At 76.5% G+C, this 22,204-nt stretch carries 5 protein-coding genes (1 of these 5 only partly in view); all 5 read left to right on the top strand.

What is annotated here, in order from left to right; genetic code table 11:
* The first annotated feature begins 257 nt into the window (after window positions 1-257).
* Window positions 258-845 carry a PadR family transcriptional regulator gene (locus tag ACFSJS_RS21555; RefSeq protein ID WP_380902910.1) on the top strand — a complete coding sequence of 196 codons (588 nt, stop codon included), beginning with the start codon at window positions 258-260 and terminating at the stop codon, window positions 843-845.
* Between the two features lie 59 nt (window positions 846-904).
* Complete coding sequence (locus ACFSJS_RS21550) at window positions 905-2,626, top strand: acyl-CoA dehydrogenase family protein (RefSeq protein WP_380902908.1); 1,722 nt, start codon at window positions 905-907, stop codon at window positions 2,624-2,626.
* Window positions 2,627-3,576: 950 nt separating this feature from the next.
* Window positions 3,577-5,373 carry a fatty acyl-AMP ligase gene (locus ACFSJS_RS21545; RefSeq protein ID WP_380902906.1) on the top strand — a complete coding sequence of 599 codons (1,797 nt, stop codon included), beginning with the start codon at window positions 3,577-3,579 and terminating at the stop codon, window positions 5,371-5,373.
* A gap of 164 nt (window positions 5,374-5,537) precedes the next feature.
* On the top strand, window positions 5,538-5,822 hold the full coding sequence (locus ACFSJS_RS21540) for an acyl carrier protein (protein WP_380902904.1): 285 nt from the start codon (window positions 5,538-5,540) through the stop codon (window positions 5,820-5,822).
* A 149-nt stretch (window positions 5,823-5,971) separates the two neighbouring features.
* Window positions 5,972-22,204, top strand: the 5' portion of a protein-coding gene (locus tag ACFSJS_RS21535; RefSeq protein WP_380902902.1) for an amino acid adenylation domain-containing protein. 2,610 nt of this gene lie beyond the right edge of the window; the window shows 16,233 of its 18,843 coding nt (coding positions 1-16,233); it begins with the start codon at window positions 5,972-5,974; its stop codon lies off the right edge, out of view.

The raw sequence follows: 22,204 nt of genomic DNA, 5'->3' as shown, positions 1-22,204 counted from the left end.
CCGGCCCCGACCGGCACCGACCGGGGCGGCGGGACGGAAACCGGGCGCGGGCGGCAGGGCGGTGCGGGCCGGGAGCCCGGCGCGGTGCGCCTCCCCCCGGCGGCCGCCACCTCGATGAGGCCGGCCCCGCGCTCCACGGTGCGCCGGACCGCCTTCCGTGCGGCCCCGCTCCCACCGGGGCGGCGGGGCGCGTGAACTGCGTCTCACCCGGTCGACCCCGCTTGTATATGCAACGAGTTGCATAGCAAGATCGCGCCATGGCGCTCGACCACGCGATCCTCGTCTCCCTGCTGGAGAAGCCGGGCTCCGGCTATGAGCTGGCCCGCCGGTTCGACCGGTCCATCGGGTACTTCTGGACCGCCACCCACCAGCAGATCTACCGCGTCCTCAAGCGCATGGAGGCCGAGGGCTGGGTCGACGTGCGCGACGTGCCGCAGCAGGGCCGGCCGGACAAGAAGGAGTACTCGGTCTCGGCGTCCGGCCTGACCGCCCTGGCCGAGTGGCTCCAGAAACCGATCCAGCCGGAGAGCGTCCGGCACGAACTGGCCGTGAAGATCCGCGGTGCGGCCTTCGGCGACCCGGCCGCCCTGGTCGGCGAGGTCGAACGGCACCGGCGGATGCACCAGGAGCAGCTCGCGCACTACCTGGCGGGAGAGCGGAGGGACTTCGGCGGGAGCGGCGCCGCCGGGGCCCCGGAGCCCGAAGCGCCCGGCTCCGGGCGTCCCGACGCCGAGCGGGAACTGCAGCACGTGGTCCTCCGCGGCGGGATCGCCTACGAGCGGATGATGATCGCCTGGCTCGACGACGTCCTCGCCACCCTCCGCCGCCTCGGTCCCCGGCGGTGACCCGCCGCCCCGCGCTCCACCCGACACCCGACGACCCCGAGCCGGAAAGGCGAGCCCCCATGGCCGACCCGCTGCTGTTCGACCCCCGCACCTACGACCCCGGGCACTTCGACCCCGAGACCCGCAGGCTGCTGCGCGCCACCGTCGACTGGTTCGAGCAGCGCGGCAAGCGCCGCCTGATCGAGGACTACCGCACCCGCGCCTGGCCGGCGGACTTCCTCGCCTTCGCCGCGGAGGAGGAGCTGTTCGCCACCTTCCTCACCCCCGCCCGCGAGAGCAGCGGCCGGCGGGACAGGCGCTGGGACACCGCGCGGATCGCCGCCCTCAGCGAGATCCTCGGCTTCTACGGGCTCGACTACTGGTACGTCTGGCAGGTCACCGTCCTCGGACTCGGACCGGTCTGGCAGAGCGGCAACGCCGCGGCCCGCGCCCGCGCCGCCGAACTGCTCTCCCGGGGGGAGGTGTTCGCGTTCGGCCTGTCGGAGAAGGCCCACGGCGCCGACATCTACTCCACCGACATGCTGCTGGAGCCCGACGGCGACGGCGGCTTCCGGGCCGGCGGCTCCAAGTACTACATCGGCAACGGGAACGCCGCGGGGCTCGTCTCCGTCTTCGGCCGCCGCACCGACGTCGAGGGGCCCGACGGCTACGTCTTCTTCGCCGCGGACAGCCGCCACCCGGCGTACCACGTGGTGAAGAACGTCGTCGACTCCTCCAAGTACGTCAGCGAGTTCCGGCTCGAGGACTACCCGGTCGGCCCGGAGGACGTCCTGCACACCGGGCGCGCCGCCTTCGACGCCGCGCTCAACACCGTCAACATCGGCAAGTTCAACCTCTGCACCGCCTCGATCGGCATCTGCGAGCACGCGATGTACGAGGCGGTGACCCACGCCCGCAACCGGATCCTCTACGGCCGCCCCGTCACCGCCTTCCCGCACGTGCGCCGCGAGCTGACCGACGCCTACGTCCGCCTGGTCGGGATGAAGCTGTTCAGCGACCGCGCCGTCGACTACCTCCGCTCCGCGGGCCCCGACGACCGCCGCTACCTGCTCTTCAACCCGATGACGAAGATGAAGGTGACCACGGAGGGCGAGAAGGTCGTCGACCTGCTGTGGGACGTCATCGCCGCCAAGGGCTTCGAGAAGGACACCTACTTCGCCCAGGCAGCCGTCGAGATCCGGAGCCTGCCGAAGCTGGAGGGCACGGTCCACGTCAACCTCGCGCTGATCCTCAAGTTCATGCGCAACCACCTGCTGGACCCGGTCGAGTACGCGCCCGTGCCCACCCGTCTGGACCCGGCCGACGACGCCTTCCTCTTCCGGCAGGGACCCGCCCGCGGCCTGGGATCGGTCCGCTTCCACGACTGGCGGCCCGCCTTCGACGCCCATGCCCACCTGCCCAACGTCGGCCGCTTCCGGGAGCAGGCGGACGCCCTGTGCGAGTTCGTCGCCACCGCGGCCCCCGACGAGGAGCAGAGCCGCGACCTCGATCTGCTCCTCGCCGTCGGCCACTTGTTCGCGCTGGTCGTGCACGGCCAGCTGATCCTGGAGCAGGCGGGTCCGGCCGGTGTGGACGGTGACGTGCTCGACGAGCTGTTCGCCGTCCTCGTGCGCGACTTCTCCGCGCACGCCGTGGAACTGCACGGCAAGGACTCCGCGACGGCGCCTCAGCAGCGCTGGGCCCTGGACGCGGTCCGGCGCCCGGTCGTCGACGGTGCCCGGTCGGCGCGCGTGTGGGAGCGCGTCGAGGCCCTGTCCGGGGCGTACGAGATGACACCGTGAGCCACGTGGCGCCGCACGGGGAGGCGTTCGCGCCTCCGGCGGCCGGGCCCGTTCCGGGCGGACCGGAACGGGCCCGGCCGCGGCGCGCCGCCGGTCCTCCGGCGCCCGTCGGCGGGCGCGAGAATATCCGGCGAGTGATTTTCCGTATCTGGTTTTACATTGAACCGAAGATTTCATGCCGGTGAAGTAATTCGGAACCACTCGCGCGGCGGAATGCGGCGGCCGCGGCGCCGGCGTCGATCGCGTGATGGCGCGGAACGGAAAAAGGCCGCCTTCGCCACCCGTCGGCAGGGCGTGCTCCTCCGGGCCCCGAATGCTCCGGTACCCGGCCGAAACCGGCATCCGGCCCGCCTGCGAGAGAAGTGCGGCCCTCCTGTCAAGAGCGGCTCGTCGGACACCCTCTTGCGATGACGCCGAAGATCTGCATGTGGCCCCCGGGTGCGCCGGTCCCCGGCGCGGCCGCCGGGGCGGGAAACGGGCAAAAGGCGGGTTATGGTAATTTACGGTGCACCCGCTGGTGAATTGCGAGTATTTGGCGTGAAGTTTTGCGGGGTGGATCGGATCTTCAATTTATTTCGCTGTGACCCCTGATCAAAACGAGCTCGGGCCTGTATGGTGACTGTCGAGCGGCCCGATTTTTCGCACGGATGCACCGGGCCGGATATTCCCGCATCAGGATCAGAACGTACGCACAACCTGTGGAAGCCGCTTTACGGGGGAGGCCGGCAGAGGGTGTACGACCAGGAAGATCCGCAGCACAGAGCCGTCCGGCCGGTGTGCCGGAAACCGTCGGCGGAGCCGTCGCAGGCCCGCAGGGTCCGCGACGGCGCCCCCGCGGCGCCGGGGGCCCGGGGGAACGAGGGGGCGCGGTGCGCGCCGGCCGCGGGCGCGAGGCCGCGGCCCGGCGGAGCGCGTGCCCACCGAGGCCGCGAGGGGGGAGGGTGGCTCACGTGAGCAGACCTCCAGCAGACCCGCTGGCCGGCGCCCACCTGGTGGCCGCGATCCGCGCGACGGCCGGGGCCGACCCCGAGCGCAAGGCCGTCGGCTTCGTCCGGGATCCGGAGCGCGAAGGCGAGGAGGCGCTGCGGAGCTACTCCTGGCTCGACGACAGGGCCCGCCGCATCGCCGTCCTCCTCCGCGGGGCGCGGCTCGGCGCGGGCTCGCGCGTCCTGCTGCTCTTCCCGCAGTCCGCGGAGTTCGCGGCGGCCTACGCCGGATGCCTCTACGGAGGGATGGTCGCCGTCCCCGCGCCCCTGCCCACGGGAACCTCCCTGGAGACCGCACGTGTCGCCGGCATCGCCCGGGACGCCGGAGCGGGCGCCGTCCTCACCGTCTCCGACACCGAGGCGGAGGTCCGGCGGTGGGCGGCCGGGACCGGCCTGGGCGACCTGCCCCTGTTCTCCGTCGACGAACTGCCCGACGGCACCGACCCGGGGGAGTGGCGGGAGCCGGAGATCCGGGCCGGCACCGTGGCGGTGCTGCAGTACACCTCCGGCTCCACCGGCAGCCCCAAGGGGGTCGTCGTCACCCACGGCGCGCTCGCCGACAACGTCCGGAGCCTCCTGTCCGGGTTCGACCTGGGAACCGGTGCCCGGCTGGGCGGCTGGCTGCCGATGTACCACGACATGGGACTGTTCGGGCTGCTGAGCCCGGCGCTGTTCAGCGGCGGTGCCGCCGTGCTGATGAGCGGCAGCGCCTTCCTGCGCAGGCCGCACCTGTGGCCGACGCTGATCGACCGCTTCGGCGTGGTCTTCTCCGCGGCGCCCGACTTCGCCTACGACTACTGCGTACGGCGGGTGGAGCCCGAGCAGGTGGACCGGCTCGACCTCTCGCGCTGGCGCTGGGCGGCCAACGGCTCGGAGCCCATCCGGGCCGAGACGCTCCGCGCCTTCACCAAGGAGTTCGCCCCCGCGGGGCTGCCCCACGACGCGATGACCCCCTGCTACGGACTGGCCGAGGCGACCCTGCTGGTGTCCCTGTCGGCGGGCGAGCTGCGCACCCGGCGGGTGGACGCCGCGGCGCTGGAGGACCACCGCTTCGTCGAGGCGGCCGCGGGCCGCCCGTCCCGCGAGGTCGTCTCGTGCGGCCGGCCCCCGGCCCTGGAGGTCCGCGTGGCCGACCCCGCGACCGGAGAGCCCGTCGCGGGCGACGCGGTGGGCGAGATCCAGGTGCGGGGCGCGAGCGTGGCCGGCGGCTACTGGCGGAAACCGGAGGCGACCGCCGAGACGTTCGTCACGGCCGCGGACGGCTCCGGGCCCTGGCTGCGCACCGGCGACCTCGGCACCCTGTACGAGGGCGAGCTGTACGTCACCGGCCGCATCAAGGAACTCCTCATCGTGCACGGCCGCAACATCTACCCGCACGACGTCGAGCGCGAGCTGCGCGCCCACCACGACGAACTCGGCGCGATCGGCGCCGTCTTCTCCGTCCCCACGGAGGAGGGCGAGGCCGTCGTGGTCACGCACGAGGTGGTCCCGTCCGTCCGGGGCGACCGGGGCCCCGCGCTGGTGACGGCGGTACGGGCGACGCTCGCCCGGGAGTTCGGCCTGGCACCGGCCGGGGTGGTGCTGGTGCGCCGCGGCCGCACCCCGCGCACCAGCAGCGGCAAGGTGCAGCGCCGCCTGGCCGCCCGGCTCTTCCGCACCGGGGAACTCGCCCAGGTCCACGCCGACCCCGGTGCCCACCGGCTCATGGCGGCGCTCCGCGAGGCGGACGGCCCGCGCGACGCCTCCGCGTCCACGACATGACCTCCCCATCGTCCTGATCCGCTCACAACGTCGGACGGCTCCCCGAATCCCGGGCTCCGAGCACCTCGGAGCACCGGCCGGCCCCCAGCGGGAGCCGGCCGGCCGGGACGCCCTCCCGACGGCCGACCGGTTGCCCGCACACCGAAGACAGAGGTCCTACCCGCATGTCCCTGTCCCCGCCTTCCTCCCCGCCCCCTTCCCCGCCGCACAACCCCGACGCCCTGCGGCAGTGGCTGCGCGAGCAGTGCGCCGACTGCCTCGGCGTCCCCCCGGCGTCCCTCGCCACCGACGTCCCCCTCACCGACTACGGCATGACCTCCGTCACCGGGACCGCCCTGTGCGGCATGGTGGAGGACCACCTGGACGTCGAGTGCGACCTGACCCTGCTCTGGCAGGAGCAGACGATCGACGGCATCACCTCCCGGCTGGCCTCGCGCACCGCGCGCTGACGGCCGTCCGGCCCCTGTCCCCACACCACGCACACGTACACGCACACGCCGAGGCACCCGTGCGTGCGGACGCCGCTGCGCGATCGGGCGTGCCGACAACCTTTCAGTCCTAGGGCGGGAGAAGCATGTTGGAGTCCCCGGTAGACCGTGTGGCCGCCACCTCGGCCCAGTCCGGGATCTGGACGGCACAGCGGCTGCGCTCGGATGACCGGCTCTACACCTGCGGCCTCTACCTCGAACTCGACCACGTGGCGGAGGAGGTGCTGGGCGAGGCGATCGGCCGCGCGGTCGCCGACACCGAGGCGCTGCGCACCGCCTTCGGGGAGGGCGGGGACGGCGCGCTGGAGCAGCGCGTGCTCGCGCGGCCGCCGGACACGCAGACACGGCTGTTCCGGCTGGACCTGGGCGGAGACGACCGGCCCCGCGCCGAGGCCCTGGACTGGATGGACCGGCAGCAGGCGGAACCGTGGGACCTCGCCGCCGGCGACACCTGCCGGCACACCCTGATCCGCCTCGGCGGCCACCGCGCCGTCCTGCACCTGCGCTACCACCACCTCGCCCTGGACGGGTTCGGCGCCGCGCTCTACCTGGACAGGCTCGCGGCGGTGTACCGGGCGCTGCGCACCGGCCAGGAACCACCCCCCTGCACCTTCGCGCCGCTGGCCCGCCTCGTGGAGGAGGACCGCGCCTACCGGCGGTCCACCCGCCACCGCAGGGACGCCGACCACTGGCGGACGCGCTTCGCGGACCTCCCCCGCCCCACCAGCCTCGCCGGCACCGCCGCGCCCGCCGCGCCCGTCGCGCTGCGCCGCACGGTCCGCGTGTCCGCGGCCGACACCGCCGCACTGGGCCTGAGGGCGGACAAGAGCGGCAGCACCTGGCCGGTGTTCGCCACGGCCGCGGTGGCCGCCTTCCTGAGCCGCCTCGCGCCGGGGGAGGAGGTCGTCGTCGGCTTCCCGGTCACCGCCAGGGTCACGCCCGCCGCGGTGCGCACGCCGGGGATGCTGGCGAACGTCGTGCCGCTCCGGATCCGGGTGCGGCAGGGGATGCCGTTCGCCGCGCTGCTGGACCGGACCGCGGCCGAGATCGGCGCCACGCTGCGGCACCAGCGCCACCGCACCGAGGACATCGGCCGCGCGCTCGGCCTCCCCCCGCACGGCGGCCGGCCGGCCCCGACCCTGGTCAACGTCATGGCCTTCGCCCCGGTGCTCGACTTCGGCGACTGCCTCTCGCCGGTGCACCAGCTGTCGGCCGGCCCGGTCGAGGACCTGGCGGTCAGCCTGCTCGGCACCCCCGGGGACGGCCGGGAGCTGGAGATCACCGTCGCCGCCAACCCCCTGCTCCACTCGGCGGACGCGGTGGCGTCGCTGGCCGCGCGGCTGGCGGAGTTCCTGGCGCGCGCGGGCGAACACGCCGACGCCCCGATCGGCCGGACGCGCCTGCTCGGCGCGGCGGAGGAGGCCGGGGCGCTGGCCGCCGGGCGGAGCCCGCGGCGGGACCTCCCCGCCCGCACCCTGCCCGAGCTCTTCGCCCGGCAGGCCGCCCGCACCCCCGACGCCCCGGCGGTCGCCTCGGACCGCACGACCTGGACGTACGCCCGGCTCGACGCGCACGCCGGCAGGGTGGCCCGGCGGCTGGCCGCCCGGGGCGTGGGGCCGGAGAGCGTCGTCGCCCTCGCGGTGCCGCGCGGGGTGGAGCTGGCGGCGCTGGTCATCGGAGTGCAGCGGGCCGGGGGCGCCTACCTCCCCATCGACCCGGAGTACCCGGCCGAGCGCATCGGGTTCCTGCTGCGCGACGCCCGCCCCGCCCTGGTGGTCTGCGAGCCCGGGACGGACCTTCCGGACACCGGGTGCCCGCGGGTGCCGGCCGGCGACCTCCTCGACGCCGGAGTGCGGTGCGCGGAGGCGGAGGAACCGGCGGCCGGGGACCTCCCGGCGGACCTGCCCGCGTACGTCGTCTACACCTCCGGCTCGACCGGGCGGCCCAAGGGGGTCGTGGTCACCCACGCCGGCATCGCCGCCCTGGCGGCGGAGCAGATCGACCGCTACCGGCTGGGCCCCGGCTCCAGGGTGGCGCAGCTCGCGGCCCTCGGCTTCGACGTCGCGGTCGCCGAACTCGCGATGGCGCTGACCTCGGGAAGCTGCCTCGTCCTCCCGCCGCACGGACTCGCCGGCGAGGAACTGGCCGAGTTCCTGCGCAGCCGGCGCATCACGACGGCCCTCACCACGGCCTCCGTGCTGGCCACGGTGCCCCCCGGCGACTTCCCCGACCTGTCCGACCTGGCCACCGGCGGCGAGCAGCCCCCGCTCCCGCTGATCGCCCGCTGGGCGCCCGGCCGGCGGATGTTCAACGTCTACGGACCGACCGAGGCGACCGTCCAGGCCACCTCCGGACGCTGCGCGGCGGGCGGGGAGCGGGTGCCGGACATCGGGAACACCGAGGCGGGCGTGGACGCCTACGTCCTGGACGGCGCGCTCAGACCCGTGCCCGACGGGGCGACCGGAGAGCTCTACCTGCGCGGCAGGGGGCTGGCCCGCGGCTACCTGCGCCGCCCCGGCCTCACCGCCGCACGCTTCGTCGCCGACCCCCACACCGGGACGGGCGAGCGGATGTACCGGACCGGGGACCTGGTGCGCCGGGTGCCCGGGGAGGGCCGCACCGTGCTGGAGTTCGTCGGCCGGGCGGACGACCAGGTGAAGATCCGGGGCTTCCGGGTGGAGCCGGGCGAGGTGGAGGCGGCCCTCGCCGAACTCGACGGGGTGGCGCAGGCGCTGGTGACCGTGCACGAGGAACGGCCGGGCGACCGCAGGCTCGTCGGCTACCTGGTGCCCGACCCCGCGGGCCGGGACGGCTCCGCGCGGGGCCCGGGCGTCGAGCGGTGGCGGAGGCTGATCGCCGCCCGGCTGCCCGCCCACCTGGTCCCCTCGGCGCTGGTGGAGCTGGCGGAGATCCCGCGCACGGCCAACGGCAAGGTGGACCGCGCGGCGCTGCCGGCCCCCGGCGGCACGCCCCCGCCCGCGGGGCGGGCACCGCGGAACGCCCGCGAGGAGGCCCTGTGCGCGCTCTTCGCCGAGGTGCTGGGCGTCGGGGAGGTCGGCGCCGACCACGACTTCTTCGCCCTGGGCGGCGACTCCCTGCTGGCCGCCCGGCTGGCGAGCCGCATCCGGAACCGGCTGGGGAAGGCGGTCACGGTACGGGAGGTCTTCCGGGCCCCGACCGCCGCACGCCTCGCGGAGGCGCTCGGCGAGGAGGCGCGGACGGACGGCCGCATCCGTCCGGTCCGGCCGCGACCGGAGCGGGTGCCGCTGTCGGCCGCGCAGCGCCGGCTGTGGTTCATCGACGAACTCCAGGGGGCCTCGGCCGCCTACAACATCCCGACCACCCTGCGCTTCGACGGACCGCTGGACGTCCCCGCGCTGCACGCCGCGCTGAGCGACGTGGTGGACCGGCACGAGACCCTGCGGACCACCGTCCGGCCCGCGGCGGAGGACGCCACCGGTGCGGCCGCACCCGAGCAGCACATCGCCCCCCCGGGCGGCCACCGCATCCCGCTGCCGGTGCGCGACATCGCCCCCGAGGAGCTCGCCGGGGAGCTGCGCGCGGCCGCAGGCCACGTCTTCGACCTCACCCGGGACCTGCCGGTGCGCGCCCGGCTCTACCGCACCGCCGAGCGGGAGCACGTCCTGCTGCTGCTGGTCCACCACATCGCCGCCGACGGCGCGTCGACGGGGCCCCTGATCGGGGACCTGGCCGCGGCCTACACGGCCCGGCTCGCGGGCCGGGCCCCCGACTTCCCCGCGCCGGAGGTGACGTACGCCGACTTCGCGCTGTGGGAGCACCGGGGCGGGGAGCACGCCGCGGCGCAGGCCGAGGGGCTCGACTACTGGCGCCGGGCCCTGGCAGGGCTGCCGGACCGGATCCGGCTCCCCGCCGACCGGCCCCGGTCGCAGGAGCCGGTCCGCCGGGGCGGAGCGGCACGCTTCGAGGTGCCGCCCGCGCTGTACGCCCGGCTGGCGGAGCTGGCCGGAAGCGTGCGCGCCACCCCGTTCATGGTGCTGCAGACCGCGGTCGCCGTCCTGCTGAGCCGCATGGGCGCCGGCCCGGACGTCCCCCTGGGCACGCCCGTGGCCGGCCGCCCGGACGAGGCGCTCGACGAGGTCGTCGGCTGCTTCGTCAACACCGTGGTCCTGCGCACCGACGTCTCGGGCGACCCGACCGTGGCCGAGCTGCTGGCGCGGACGCGGGACGGCGACCTCGCGGCCCTCGCCCACCAGGACGTGCCGTTCGACCGGGTCGTGGACGCGGTCAACCCCGTGCGCTCCATCGCGCGGCACCCCCTCTTCCAGGTCATGCTCGTCCTCAACGGCGCGGAGCAGCGCCGGGGACGGGCCCGCTTCCCCGGCCTGGACAGCCGGATCGGGGCGGTGGACTCCGGCGAGACGAAGTTCGACCTCTCCTGGCACTTCACGCACCGGGACGGGCCGGAGCGGGCGCTGGAGGGAACGCTCGTCTACGCCGCCGACATGTTCGGCGCCGCCACCGCCCACCGGCTCACCGAGCGGCTGCTCGGCGTGCTGACCGCGATGGCCGACGACCCCGGCCGGCCGGTCGGGTCCATCGACGTCCTCAGCGCCGCCGAGCACCGCGCGGTACGGGCGTGGGGCACCGGCGCGGCCCGGGACCGCACCCGCCGCCCCGAGCCGGTGGCCGGGAGGATCGCCGCCCAGGCGGCCCGCACCCCCGGCGCGCCCGCGGTGACCGAACCCGGCCGGGTGTGGACGTACGCCGAACTCGACGCCCGCGCCAACCGGCTGGCGCGCGCCCTGGCCGCCCGGGGCGTCGGCGCCGAGGACCTCGTCGCCGTGCTCCTGCCCCGCGGGGCGGACCTGGTCGCCACCCTGCTGGGAGTGCTGCGGGCCGGCGCCGCCTACCTCCCGCTCGACACCGGGCACCCGTCGGACCGCAACCGGTGGGCCGTCTCGGACTCCGCCCCGGCGCTGGTGGTGACCGACGGCGCGCACCGCGGCACGCTCCCCGGGGGGACCGGGTGCGCCGTGCTGGTCCTGGGCGAGGAGGAGGCCGAGGCCGAACTGGCGGGCCACGCCCCCGCCCCGCCGGACGGGACCGGTCTCGCCCGGCCGGTGGCCGGGGCCAACGCCGCCTACACCATCCACACCTCGGGTTCGACGGGCCGCCCCAAGGCCGTCGTCGTCACGCGCGACGCGCTGGACGCGTTCGTCGAGCGCACCGTCGACACCTACGGGGAGGCGCTGCGGGGCACCTCCCTGCTCCACTCCCCGGTCGCCTTCGACCTCACGGTCGCCACCCTCTACGGACCGCTGGCCGCCGGCGGGCGGATCCACGTCGAGGACCTCGACGAGACCGGGATCGCGCGGTGGGAGCGGGAGTGCCCGGCCTTCCTCAAGGCCACGCCCTCCCACCTGGCGCTGCTGGAGGAGTTCGGCGGCTCCGCGGCCCCCGGAACGGTCGTCCTGGCGGGCGAGCAGCTCCTGGGCGCGCGGCTGGACCGCTGGCGGACCCGCCACCCCGGCACCGCCGTCTTCAACAGCTACGGACCGACCGAGACCACCGTCAACTGCCTGGAGTACAGGATCGCCCCGGGCGCGGAGACGGCTCCGGGGCCCGTGCCGGTGGGCCGCCCGGTGGCGGGCGTCCGGGTGCACCTGCTCGACGCCCGCCTCCGCCCGGTCGCCCCGGGTGTGACGGGCGAGCTGTACGTCTGCGGGCCTGGGGTCGCCCGCGGGTACCGCGGCCGGCCGGCGGCCACCGCGGAGCGGTTCGTCGCCTGCCCGTTCGGGGAGCCGGGGGAGCGGATGTACCGCACCGGGGACCTGATGCGGTGGACCGCGGACGGCGCACTGCTCTACGAGGGCCGGGCCGACGCCCAGCTGAAGGTGCGCGGCTTCCGGGTGGAGCCCGGCGAGGTGGAGGCCGCGCTGCTGGACCTCCCCGGCGTGCGGGAGGCGGCCGTGGCCCTCGTCGGCGGACCCGGCCGGGAGCCCGACCCGGCGAGCGGCTCCGCCGCCCCCGCCCGCCTGGTCGGCTACGTCGTCGGCGGGACCCCCGACCCGGCCGCCCTCCTGGAGCGGCTGCGCGTCCGGCTGCCCGACCACATGGTGCCCGCCGCGCTCGTGGAGCTGGACGCCCTGCCGCTCACCCCCAACGGCAAGCTCGACCGCCGGGCCCTGCCGGCGCCCGACTTCGGCCGCCACGCGGGCCGCCGCGCGGCGCGCGGACCGCGGGAGGAGCTGCTGTGCACGCTCTTCGCCGAGGTGCTGGGGCTGCCCGAGGCCGGCGCCGAGGACAGCTTCTTCGCGCTCGGCGGCGACAGCATCGTCAGCATCCAGCTCGTCGGACGCGCCCGCCGGGCCGGACTGCACTTCACCGTGCGCGACGTCTTCGAGCACCCCACGGTCGCCGGGCTGGCCGCCGTGGCCCGGGCCGCCGACCCGGCCGGGGACCCGGGCGCCCGGCCCGCGCCGGGACTTCCCCCGAGCGGGCCGCTGCCCTACGTCCCGGCCGCCGCCCGGCTCGTCGCCAGGACCGGGTCGATCCGCGCCCGGGGCGCCGACCGGTTCCACCAGTCGGTGGTCCTCACCGCCCCCGCGGCCGCCGGCCCGGACGACGTCCGGCGCGTGCTGCAGACGGTGATCGACCACCACGGGGCGCTGCGCCTGCGGGCCGCCGCGGACCGGGACGGAGCGCCGGACGGCCTGGTGGTCGGCGAACCGGGGTCGGTCGCGGCCGCGGACCTGCTGCACTGCCGCGACGCCGCGGGGCTGCCGGAGGCGGTGCTGCGCGAAGCGGTGGAGCAGGAGGCCCGGCAGGCCCGGGACGGCCTCGACCCGAGCACGGGATCCGTGCTGCGCGCGGCCTGGCTGGACCGCGGCCCGGACCGGGGCGGCCTGCTGGTGCTGGTGGCCCACCACCTGAGCGTGGACGGCGTCTCCTGGCGGATCCTGCTGGACGACATCCGCCACGCCTGGAGCACGCCCGCCGGCCCCGCCGGAGGGACCCCCCTGCCGCCGGAGGGCACCTCCCTGCGGGAGTGGGCCACCCGGGTCGCCGGGGCCGCCGCCGGGGCCGCCGTGACCGGCCGGCTCCCCCACTGGCGGCAGACCCTGGCGGGCCTGGAGGACCCGGACGGCGAGGTGGTCGCCCTGGAGGTGCGGCTCGACCCCGCTGCCGACACCCACGGCTCGGCGCGCGAGACCGCGCACAGGCTGCCGCCCGACCTGACCGACGCGCTCGTCCGCACCGCGTCGGCGGCGCTCCGCGCGGAGCCCGGGGAGCTGCTGCTGGCCGGGTACGCGCTGGCCGCCTCCCGGGTCCTGGGCGGCCGGCCCGTGTTCGTGGTGGAGACCGAGGGCCACGGCCGGCAGGACGCGCTCCTGCCGGGGATCGACCTGTCCCGCACCGTCGGCTGGTTCACCTCCGTCCATCCGGTGCGGCTCAGGCCCGGCGCCGGGGCCGCGCGGCTGCTGAAGGAGACCAGGGAGCGGCTGCGCACCGTGCCGGACGCCGGGCTGGGCCACGACCTGCTCCGCCACGGCGGCGCGGCGCCGTCCTCCGGGGAGGGCGGCCGCGGGCTGCCCCGCCCGCAGTTCGGCTTCAACTACCTCGGACGGGTGGCCGTGGCCGACGCCGGCGCGGACCCGGGCGGGACGTGGGCGTTCGCGGGCCACAGCGTCGCCCCGCAGCCGCCCGAGCTGCCGCTGGCGCACGAGGTGGAGCTGACCGTCGCCCTGGAGGACGGCCCCGGAGGACCGGTCCTGGCGGCGCGCTGGAACGCCTCCGCCCGCTGCCTGTCCCGGGCGCGGCAGGACGAGCTGGCGCGGGAGTGGGAGAAGGCCCTGCGCGAACTCGTCGCCCTGGCCGGCACCGCCGGGGGCGGCGGCCTGATCCCCTCGGAGACCGGCGCCGGCGGCCTGGACCAGGACGAGATCGAGGAGTGCGAGGCGGCGGCCGGCTTCGAGGTCGCCGACCTGCTCGGACTCGCGCCCGCCCAGGAGGGGCTGCTCTTCCACAGCACCTTCGACGACGAGGCGGAGGACGTCTACGTCGGCCAGCTGGCGCTGGAGCTCCACGGGGAGCTGTCGGGCGCCCGCCTGCGGGACGCCGCCCAGGGCGTCCTCGACCGGCACGACGCGCTGCGCGCGGCCTTCCTCCAGCGCCGCTCCGGCGAGTGGATCCAGGCGATCGCCGCACGGGCGCCGGTCGGCTGGGAGGAGCACGACCTGTCCGGACTGGGCGGGGAGGAGCGGCAGCGGAGGCTGGAGGGGCTGCTGGCCGGCCAGCGCACCCGCCGGTTCGACCTCTCCAGGCCGCCGCTCGTGCGCTTCCTGCTCGTGCGGACCGCGGCGGACCGGCACGTCCTCGCCCTGACCAACCACCACCTGGTGCTCGACGGCTGGTCGCTGCCGCTGGTGGTGCGCGACCTCATGGCGCTGTACGGGGCGGACGGCGGCGCGGCCCCGCCGGCCGCGCGGCCGTACCGCGACTACCTCGCCTGGCTCGACGGGCAGGACCGCGGCGCGGCCCGGGAGGCGTGGACACGGGCGCTCGCCGGGCTCCAGCCCTCGCTGATCGCCCCGAACGCCCGCCGCGACGGCGCGGCGCCGCTCCCGCACTACCGCACCATGGACCCGCAGGTCGTCTCCCGCCTCACCGCCTGGGCCCGGCGGCACGGCGTCACCCTCAACTCGGCGGTCGAGGCGGCGTGGGCGCTCCTCCTGGGCCGGCTCACCGGTCGGGACGACGTGAGCTTCGGCATCGCGGCCTCCGGCCGGCCCACCGACCTGCCCGGCGCCGCGGAGATCGTCGGCCTGCTGATGAACACCGTGCCGGTGCGCGTCTCCCTGGACCCCGGCGAGCCGCTGGAGGCCCTCGTCCGGCGCGTGCAGCGGGAGCAGGCCGGCCTGCTGGACCACCAGTTCGTCCCCCTGGCGCAGGTGCAGCGCTGGGCGGGAGGAGGCGACCTCTTCGACACCACGCTCGTCTTCGAGAACTACCCGCTGGACCCCGCCGCCGGCCTCACCGCCGGCGAGGCCGGCGGCGACGGGCCCCGGCTGCACGACGCGCGCGGCCACGACAGCAACCACTACCCGCTCAGCGTCACCGTCGGCCCCGCCCCCGGCCTCCAGCTCCGCTTCACCTACCGCCCCGACCTGTTCGCACCGGAGTGGGTGGAGGAACTGGCGGCGCGGTTCGAGCAGGTGCTCGACACCATGGCGGCGTCCGGCGCCACCCCGGCGGGCCGGCTGGGCGTCCTGCTCCCGCACGAACGCGCCACGCTGCTGGGCGACTGGGCGCGCGGCGAGGCGGCGAGCGGGCGGGAGTGCCCCGTCGCCCTCTTCGAGGAGCAGGCCGCCCGCACCCCGGACGCCCTCGCGCTGGTCGAGGGCGGCGACGGCGGACTCCGCCTGACCTACGCCGAGTTCGACGCGCGCGCCAACCGCATGGCGCGCTTCCTCACCGCCCGCGGGATCGGGGCCGAGGACCTGGTCGGCCTGGTCTTCCCGCGCGGCGCCGACCTGCTCACCGGCCTGTGGGGGGCGCTCAAGGCCGGCGCGGCGTACCTGCCGGTGGACGTGGACTACCCGGCCGAGCGGATCGGGCTGCTCCTCTCCGACGGCGCCCCCGCCCTCGTCCTGACCACCTCCGCCCACGCCCACCTGGTGCCCGAGGCGCCGGGGCGGCAGATCCTCTGCGTCGACCTGCCCGGACCCGCGGACGAACTGGCCCGCGCCCCGCAGGGGCCGGTGACCGACCGGGAGCGTCCGCGCCCGGTCGGGGCCGACACCCTCGCCTACGTCCTCTACACCTCGGGCTCCACCGGCCGCCCCAAGGGCGTGGCCATCAGCCGCGGTTCGCTGGCCGCGCACGCCGTCCGGTCCCGCGACCGCTACCCGGACGCCGCCGGGGTGTCGCTGCTGCACTCCCCGGTGGCGTTCGACCTCACGGTGACGGCCCTGTTCACCACGCTCGTCTCCGGCGGGACCCTGCTGCTGGCGGAGCTCGACGAACACGCCCAGGGCGCCGGCGTCACCTTCGTGAAGGGCACGCCCTCCCACGTCGCGCTCCTGGACGAGCTGCCCGGCGTCCTCGACGCCACCGGGGAGCGCCCCGGCACGCTCGTGCTCGGCGGCGAGCCGCTCACCGGCGAGATGCTGGAGCGCTGGCGCGCACGCCACCCGCAGGCCAGGGTCTTCAACGACTACGGGCCCTCGGAGACCAGCGTGAACTGCTCCGACCTGGTCTTCGAGCCCGGTGACGAGGTGCCGGCCGGCCTGCTGCCGATCGGCCGGCCGCTGCCCGGCAACCACATGTTCGTGCTCGACCACCTGCTCCAGCCCGTGCCGGTCGGCGTCGTCGGCGAGATCTACGTCTCCGGTGTCGGCGTGGCCCGCGGCTACCACGGCAGGCCGGGCCTGACCGCCGAGCGCTTCCTGCCCTGCCCGTTCGACGCCCCGGGCGCCCGGATGTACCGCACCGGGGACCTGGGCCGCTGGCGGCCCGACGGGATCATGGAGTGCCTGGGCCGCACCGACGACCAGGTCAAGGTGCGCGGCTTCCGGGTGGAGCTGGGAGAGGTGGAGGCCGCCCTCGCCGCCCGCGCCGACGTCGCCCGCGCCACCGTCGTCGTGCGCGAGGACGAACCGGGGGACAGGAGGCTGACGGGCTACGTGGTGCCCGAGGGAGGGCCGGAGGCGGACTTCGACACCGCCGCCGTGCTGCGCGACCTCGCCGCACAGCTGCCGGAGTACATGGTCCCGGCCGCGGTCGTGGTCCTGGCGGAGCTGCCGCGCACCGAGAACGGCAAGCTCGACCGCAGGGCGCTGCCCGCCCCCGAGTACGGCACCAGGTCCGCCGGGCGGGCGCCGCGCACCGCCGCCGAGACCGCCCTGTGCGCCCTGTTCGCGGAGGTCCTGGGAGTGCCCGGGACCACCGTGGGCGACGACTTCTTCGCCCTGGGCGGCCACTCGCTGCTGGCCGTCCGGCTCGCGGGCCGCATCCGGGCCGAGCTCGGCCTGCGGCTGGACATCCGCACGATCTTCGACCGCCGCACCGTCGCGGACCTCCTGGCCGACCCGCAGATCGCCGCACAGCTGGCGGACGGCGAGGTCCCCGGGGCCCCGTCGCGGCCGGCGGAGCCCGCGCCGGGCGGGCAGCCCCCGGCCGGGGAGCGGGGCGGCGCCGGGGCCGGGCCCGGGCGCCTGCCCCTGTCCCCCGCCCAGCGCAGGCTGTGGTTCCTCAACCGCTACGACAGGGAGGCCGGCGGCTACCACATCAGCGTCGCGCTGCGCCTGACCGGCGACCTCGACGCCGGCGCCCTGCACGCGGCACTGGGCGACCTGGCCGCCCGGCACGAGAGCCTGCGGACGGTCTTCCGCGAGGACGAGGAGGGGCCGTACCAGGTCGTCCTGCCCGCGGGGCCCCCGCCGGCGCCGGCCACCGTCCCCGCCTCCGCTCGGGAGCTCGACGCGCTGGTGCGCGAAGCCGTCCGCCGGCCCTTCGACCTGGCCGAGGACACCCCGCTGCGGCACACCCTGTTCGCGCTCCCGGACCGCGAGCACGTCCTGCTCCTGGTGATCCACCACATCGCCGCCGACGGCTGGTCGATGGGGCCGCTGGCCCGGGACCTGGCCGCCGCCTACCGCGCCCGCGCGGCCGGTGACGCGCCCCGGTGGCCGGCGCCGGCGCCGAGCCACACCGACCACGTGCTCCGGCGGCACCGCGCGCCGGAGCACGGTGGGGACGCCGGCGACCCGGCGGACCGCCGGCTCGCCCACTGGGCCGAGGAGCTGCGCGGACTGCCCGACGAGCTCCCGCTCCCCTACGACCGGCCGCGGCCCACGACACCCCCGGGGTACGCCGAGCGGATCGGCTTCCGGATCGACGCCGGACTGCACCGGGACGTGCTGGCACTGGCGGCCCGCCACCGGGCCACCCCGTTCATGGTGCTCCACGCCGCCCTGGCCGCCCTGCTGACCCGGCTCGGCGCCGGCACCGACATCCCCGTGGGCACCCCGTCGGCGGGCCGCGACCGGCCCGAGACCGCCGACCTCGTCGGCTTCCTGGTCAACACCCTGGTCCTGCGCACGGACACCTCGGGCGACCCGACGTTCGGGGAACTGCTGGACCGGGTGCGCGAGACCGACCTGAGGGCGTACACCCACCAGGACGTGCCCTTCGAACGGCTGGTGGAGGCGGTCAACCCCGCCCGCTCGCCCAGCAGGCACCCGCTCGTGCAGACGATGCTCACCTTCGACAACGCGGCCCGGGGAGCGCTGGACCACCTCCTGGACCTGCCGGGGGTGCGCGCGGAGCTGCTGCCGACCGCCGAGGGCACCGCCCACACCGACCTCGACCTGACCTTCGCCGAGACCGGCTCCGTCCCGCCCGCGGGCGGGACGGGACTCGACGGGACCCTGCAGTACCGCCCCGACCTGTTCGACCGCGCGACCGCGCAGGCCCTGGTGGAGCGGTTCGTGGCGCTGCTGCGCACGGTGACGCGCGAGCCCGGCCTGCGGCTGGGCCGGCTCGACGTCACCACCGGCGAGGAGCGCCGGCGGCTGGCCGAGGAGGATGCCGCCGCCCGGCGGGCGCGGGCCGGAACCACCGTCGCGGACCTGCCCGCGCTGTTCGCCGCCTGGGCCGAGCGGACCCCCTCCGCCCCCGCCCTCACCGACGGCGGGACGACCGTGGACTACGCCGAACTGGACGCCCGCTCCAACCGCCTGGCCCGCGCACTGCTGGAACTCGGCGTGGGGCCGGAGGACTTCGTCGCCCTGGCCGTGCCCCGCTCGGCGGACCTGGTGGTGGCCGTGCTCGCCGTGCTGAAGTCGGGCGCCGCCTACCTCGCGGTGGACCCCGACTACCCGGCCGAGCGCACCTCCTACATCCTCGGCGACTGCCGGCCGGCCGCGGTGCTCTCCACGACCGCGGTCCGGGCGGCCCTGCACGGCACGGTGGGCGAGGCGGCCGGCGAGGTGCCGTGGCTGCTGCTCGACTCGCCCCGGACCCGCGCCGCGGCGGCCGGGCTGCCGGCGGCGCCGGTCACCGACGCCGACCGCCGGTCGCCCCTGCTCCCCGACCACCCCGCCTACACCATCTACACCTCGGGATCGACCGGGCGGCCCAAGGGCGTGGTCGTCAGCCACGCCAACGTCTCGCGGCTGCTGGACGCCTGCCGCTCGGCCGTGGACTTCGGGCGGGACGACGTGTGGACGCTCTTCCACTCCAGCGCCTTCGACTTCTCGGTGTGGGAGATGTGGGGAGCCCTGGCGCACGGCGGCCGGCTGGTGGTCGTCCCGCACGACGTGGCCAGGTCCCCCGGGGACCTCCTGGAACTGCTGGGCCGCGAGCGCGTCACGGTGCTCAGCCAGACGCCCTCGGCCTTCCTCCAGCTCCTGCGGGCCGAGACCGAGCGGGGCGTCCCCGCGGAGGCCACCGCCGCGCTGAGGTACGTCGTCTTCGGCGGCGAGGCGCTGGACACCGCCCAGCTCGCCCCCTGGCGGGGCCGCCCGGTCCGCCTGGTCAACATGTACGGGATCACCGAGACCACCGTGCACGTCACCCACCTGGAGCTGGACGACGCCGCCCTGGAGCGCGGCGGCAGCCCCATCGGCTCCCCCCTGGACGACCTGCGCGCCCACGTGCTCGACGAGCGGCTGCGCCCCGTGCCGTCGGGCGTCGTCGGCGAGCTGTACGTCGCCGGCCCCGGCCTGGCCCGCGGATACCGGCAGCGCCCCGGCCTGACGGCCGCCCGCTTCGTCGCCGACCCGTCCGGCGCCGGCGGGCGGATGTACCGGACCGGCGACCTGGTCAGGCGCGCCCCGGACGGCGGCCTGCACTACGTCGGCCGGTCCGACGCCCAGGTCAAGCTGCGCGGCTACCGCATCGAGCCGGGGGAGGTCGAGGCCGCCGCACGGCGCCACCCGGACATCGGCCAGGCGGCCGCGGCCGTGCACGGGGACGGACCGGACGACCGGTACCTGGTCTGCTACGCGGTGCCGGACGGGGACGCCGACCCCGACCCGCACGAGGTGCGCGCCCACCTGGCCGGCGCCCTGCCCGGCTACATGGTCCCCGCCGCCGTGGTGCTGCTGCCCGCCCTGCCGCTGACCCCCAACGGCAAGCTGGACCGCGGGGCGCTGCCCGCCCCGGACCGGGCGGCACTGGCCACCGGCGGCGCTCCGGCCGGACCGCGCGAGGAGGCGCTCTGCGCGGCCTTCGCCGACGTCCTCCGCGTCGAGGAGGTCAGCCGGGACGCCGACTTCTTCGCCCTGGGCGGCCACTCCCTGTCGGCCGTGCGGCTCATCAGCCGGATCCGGTCGGCGCTGGGGGTGGAGATCGGCATCCGCACGCTCTTCGAGGCGCCCACGCCCGCCGCGCTGGCCCGGCGGCTGGACACCGCCGGAGCCGGACGGCCCCGCCTGGTGCCGCAGCGGCGGCCGCACCGCGTCCCGCTCTCCTCCGCCCAGCGGCGGCTGTGGTTCCTCGGGGAGCTGGAGGGGCCCGGCGCGACGTACAACATCCCGCTCGCCCTGCGGCTGCGCGGTCCCCTGGACATCGGCGCCCTGCGCGCCGCGCTGGCGGACGTGGTGGCCCGGCACGAGGCGCTGCGCACGGTCTTCCCGGCCGAGAACGGCGTCCCCCACCAGCACGTGGTCGCCCCCGAGGAGGCCGCGCCCGGACCGGCCGTCGTGGACGTCACCGAGGAGGAGCTGCCCGCGGCCCTCGCCGAGGCCTGCCGGTACGCGTTCACGCTGACCGAGGACCTCCCGCTGCGGGCGGTGCTGCTGCGCACCGGCCCCACCGACCACGTGCTCTCCCTGGTCCTGCACCACATCGCCGGCGACGGCTGGTCGCTCGCCCCGCTCGCCCGCGACCTGAGCACCGCCTACGCCGCACGCCTGGAGGGCCGCGCCCCGCGGTGGCGGCCGCTGCCGGTGCAGTACGCCGACTTCACCCTGTGGAAGGAGCGGCTGCTCGGCGAGGCGGACGACCCCGACAGCCTCTTCGCACGCCAGCTCGCCTTCTGGCGCGACGCCCTGGCGGGGGCGCCGGAGCAGATCGAACTGCCCACCGACCGGCCGCGCCCCGCGGTGGAGAGCCACCGCGGCGCGACCCACCGCTTCACCCTGCCGCCACGGCTGCGGGACCGGCTGCGCGCGCTGGCGCACTCCCGGCAGGCGACCTTGTTCATGGTCCTGCAGGCGGGCCTGGCGGCGCTGTTCGCCAAGCTGGGAGCCGGCCGGGACATCGTCCTGGGCACCCCGGTCGCCGGCCGCGGGGACGAGGCGGTCGACGACCTCGTCGGCTTCTTCGTCAACACCCTGGCGCTCCGCACCGACCTAGGCGGCGACCCCACGTTCGAGGAGCTGCTGGACCGGGTGAGGGAGACGGACCTGTCCGCCTTCGCCCACCAGGACATACCGTTCGAGCAGCTGGTGGAGGCGCTCAACCCCACCCGCTCCCTCTCCCGGCACCCCGTCTTCCAGGTGCTGCTGGCCCTCCAGAACAACGAGCTCGGCGAGGCCGTCATGCCGGGTCTGGAGGTCACCGTGGAACGCCCCGCCCAGGTGTCGGCCAAGTACGACCTCTTCGTGAACCTGGTGGAGTCCCGGGACCCGGCCGGCGGCGCGACCGCCATCGAGGGCGCCGTCGAGTACGCCACCGACCTCTTCGACGCCGGAACCGTCGCACGGCTGGCCGAGCGCTACCGGGACCTGCTCCTGGCGGTCGCCGAGGAGCCCACGACGCGGCTCAGCCGGATCCCGGTGCTGAGCGGGGCCGAACGCGGCATGCTGGCGGCCGAGTGGGACGGCACCGCCGCGGGCCCGGCCGAGGACGTGGCCGACCTCTTCCGCGCCCGCGCCACCGCGACGCCGGAGGCGGTGGCGGTCCGCTGCGCCGGGGAGAGCCTCACGTACGCCGAGCTCGGCGAGCGGGCCGACCGGGTGGCGGCGGCGCTGGCCGGGCAGGGCGCCGGCCCCGAACGGCGGGTCGCGGTGTGCCTGCCGCGCACCGCCGACCTGGTGGCCTGCCTGCTCGGAGTCCTGCGGGCCGGCGCCGCCTACGTGCCGCTGGACCCGGAGTACCCGGACGAGCGCATCGCCGCGATCCTGTCCGACACCCGCCCGGTGGCGCTGCTCACCACGGCGGACTGCCGCCCCGCGATCACCGGTGCCGCGGCCGCCTGCGGTGCCGCCACCCTCCTGGCGGCCGACGCCGCACGGGGTGCCGGGCCCCTGCCCGAGGCGCCCGCGCCGCTGCCGGACCAGGCCGCGTACGTACTGCACACCTCGGGCTCCACGGGACGGCCCAAGGGCGTGGTCGTCAGCCGGGGCAACCTC

Origin of the sequence: Streptomyces desertarenae (assembly GCF_042681365.1) — a bacterium.
Lineage (GTDB): Bacteria > Actinomycetota > Actinomycetes > Streptomycetales > Streptomycetaceae > Streptomyces > Streptomyces desertarenae.
The sequence above is the reverse complement of the archived record's forward strand: the minus strand, read 5'-3'. Positions and strand labels throughout refer to the sequence as shown.

What these genes read in the sequence shown, in the direction of transcription:
- ACFSJS_RS21550 (WP_380902908.1), top strand. Translation starts at nt 905, where the DNA reads ATGGCCGACCCGCTGCTGTTCGACCCCCGCACCTACGACCCCGGGCAC.
- ACFSJS_RS21555 (WP_380902910.1), top strand. Translation starts at nt 258, where the DNA reads ATGGCGCTCGACCACGCGATCCTCGTCTCCCTGCTGGAGAAGCCGGGC.
- ACFSJS_RS21540 (WP_380902904.1), top strand. Translation starts at nt 5,538, where the DNA reads ATGTCCCTGTCCCCGCCTTCCTCCCCGCCCCCTTCCCCGCCGCACAAC.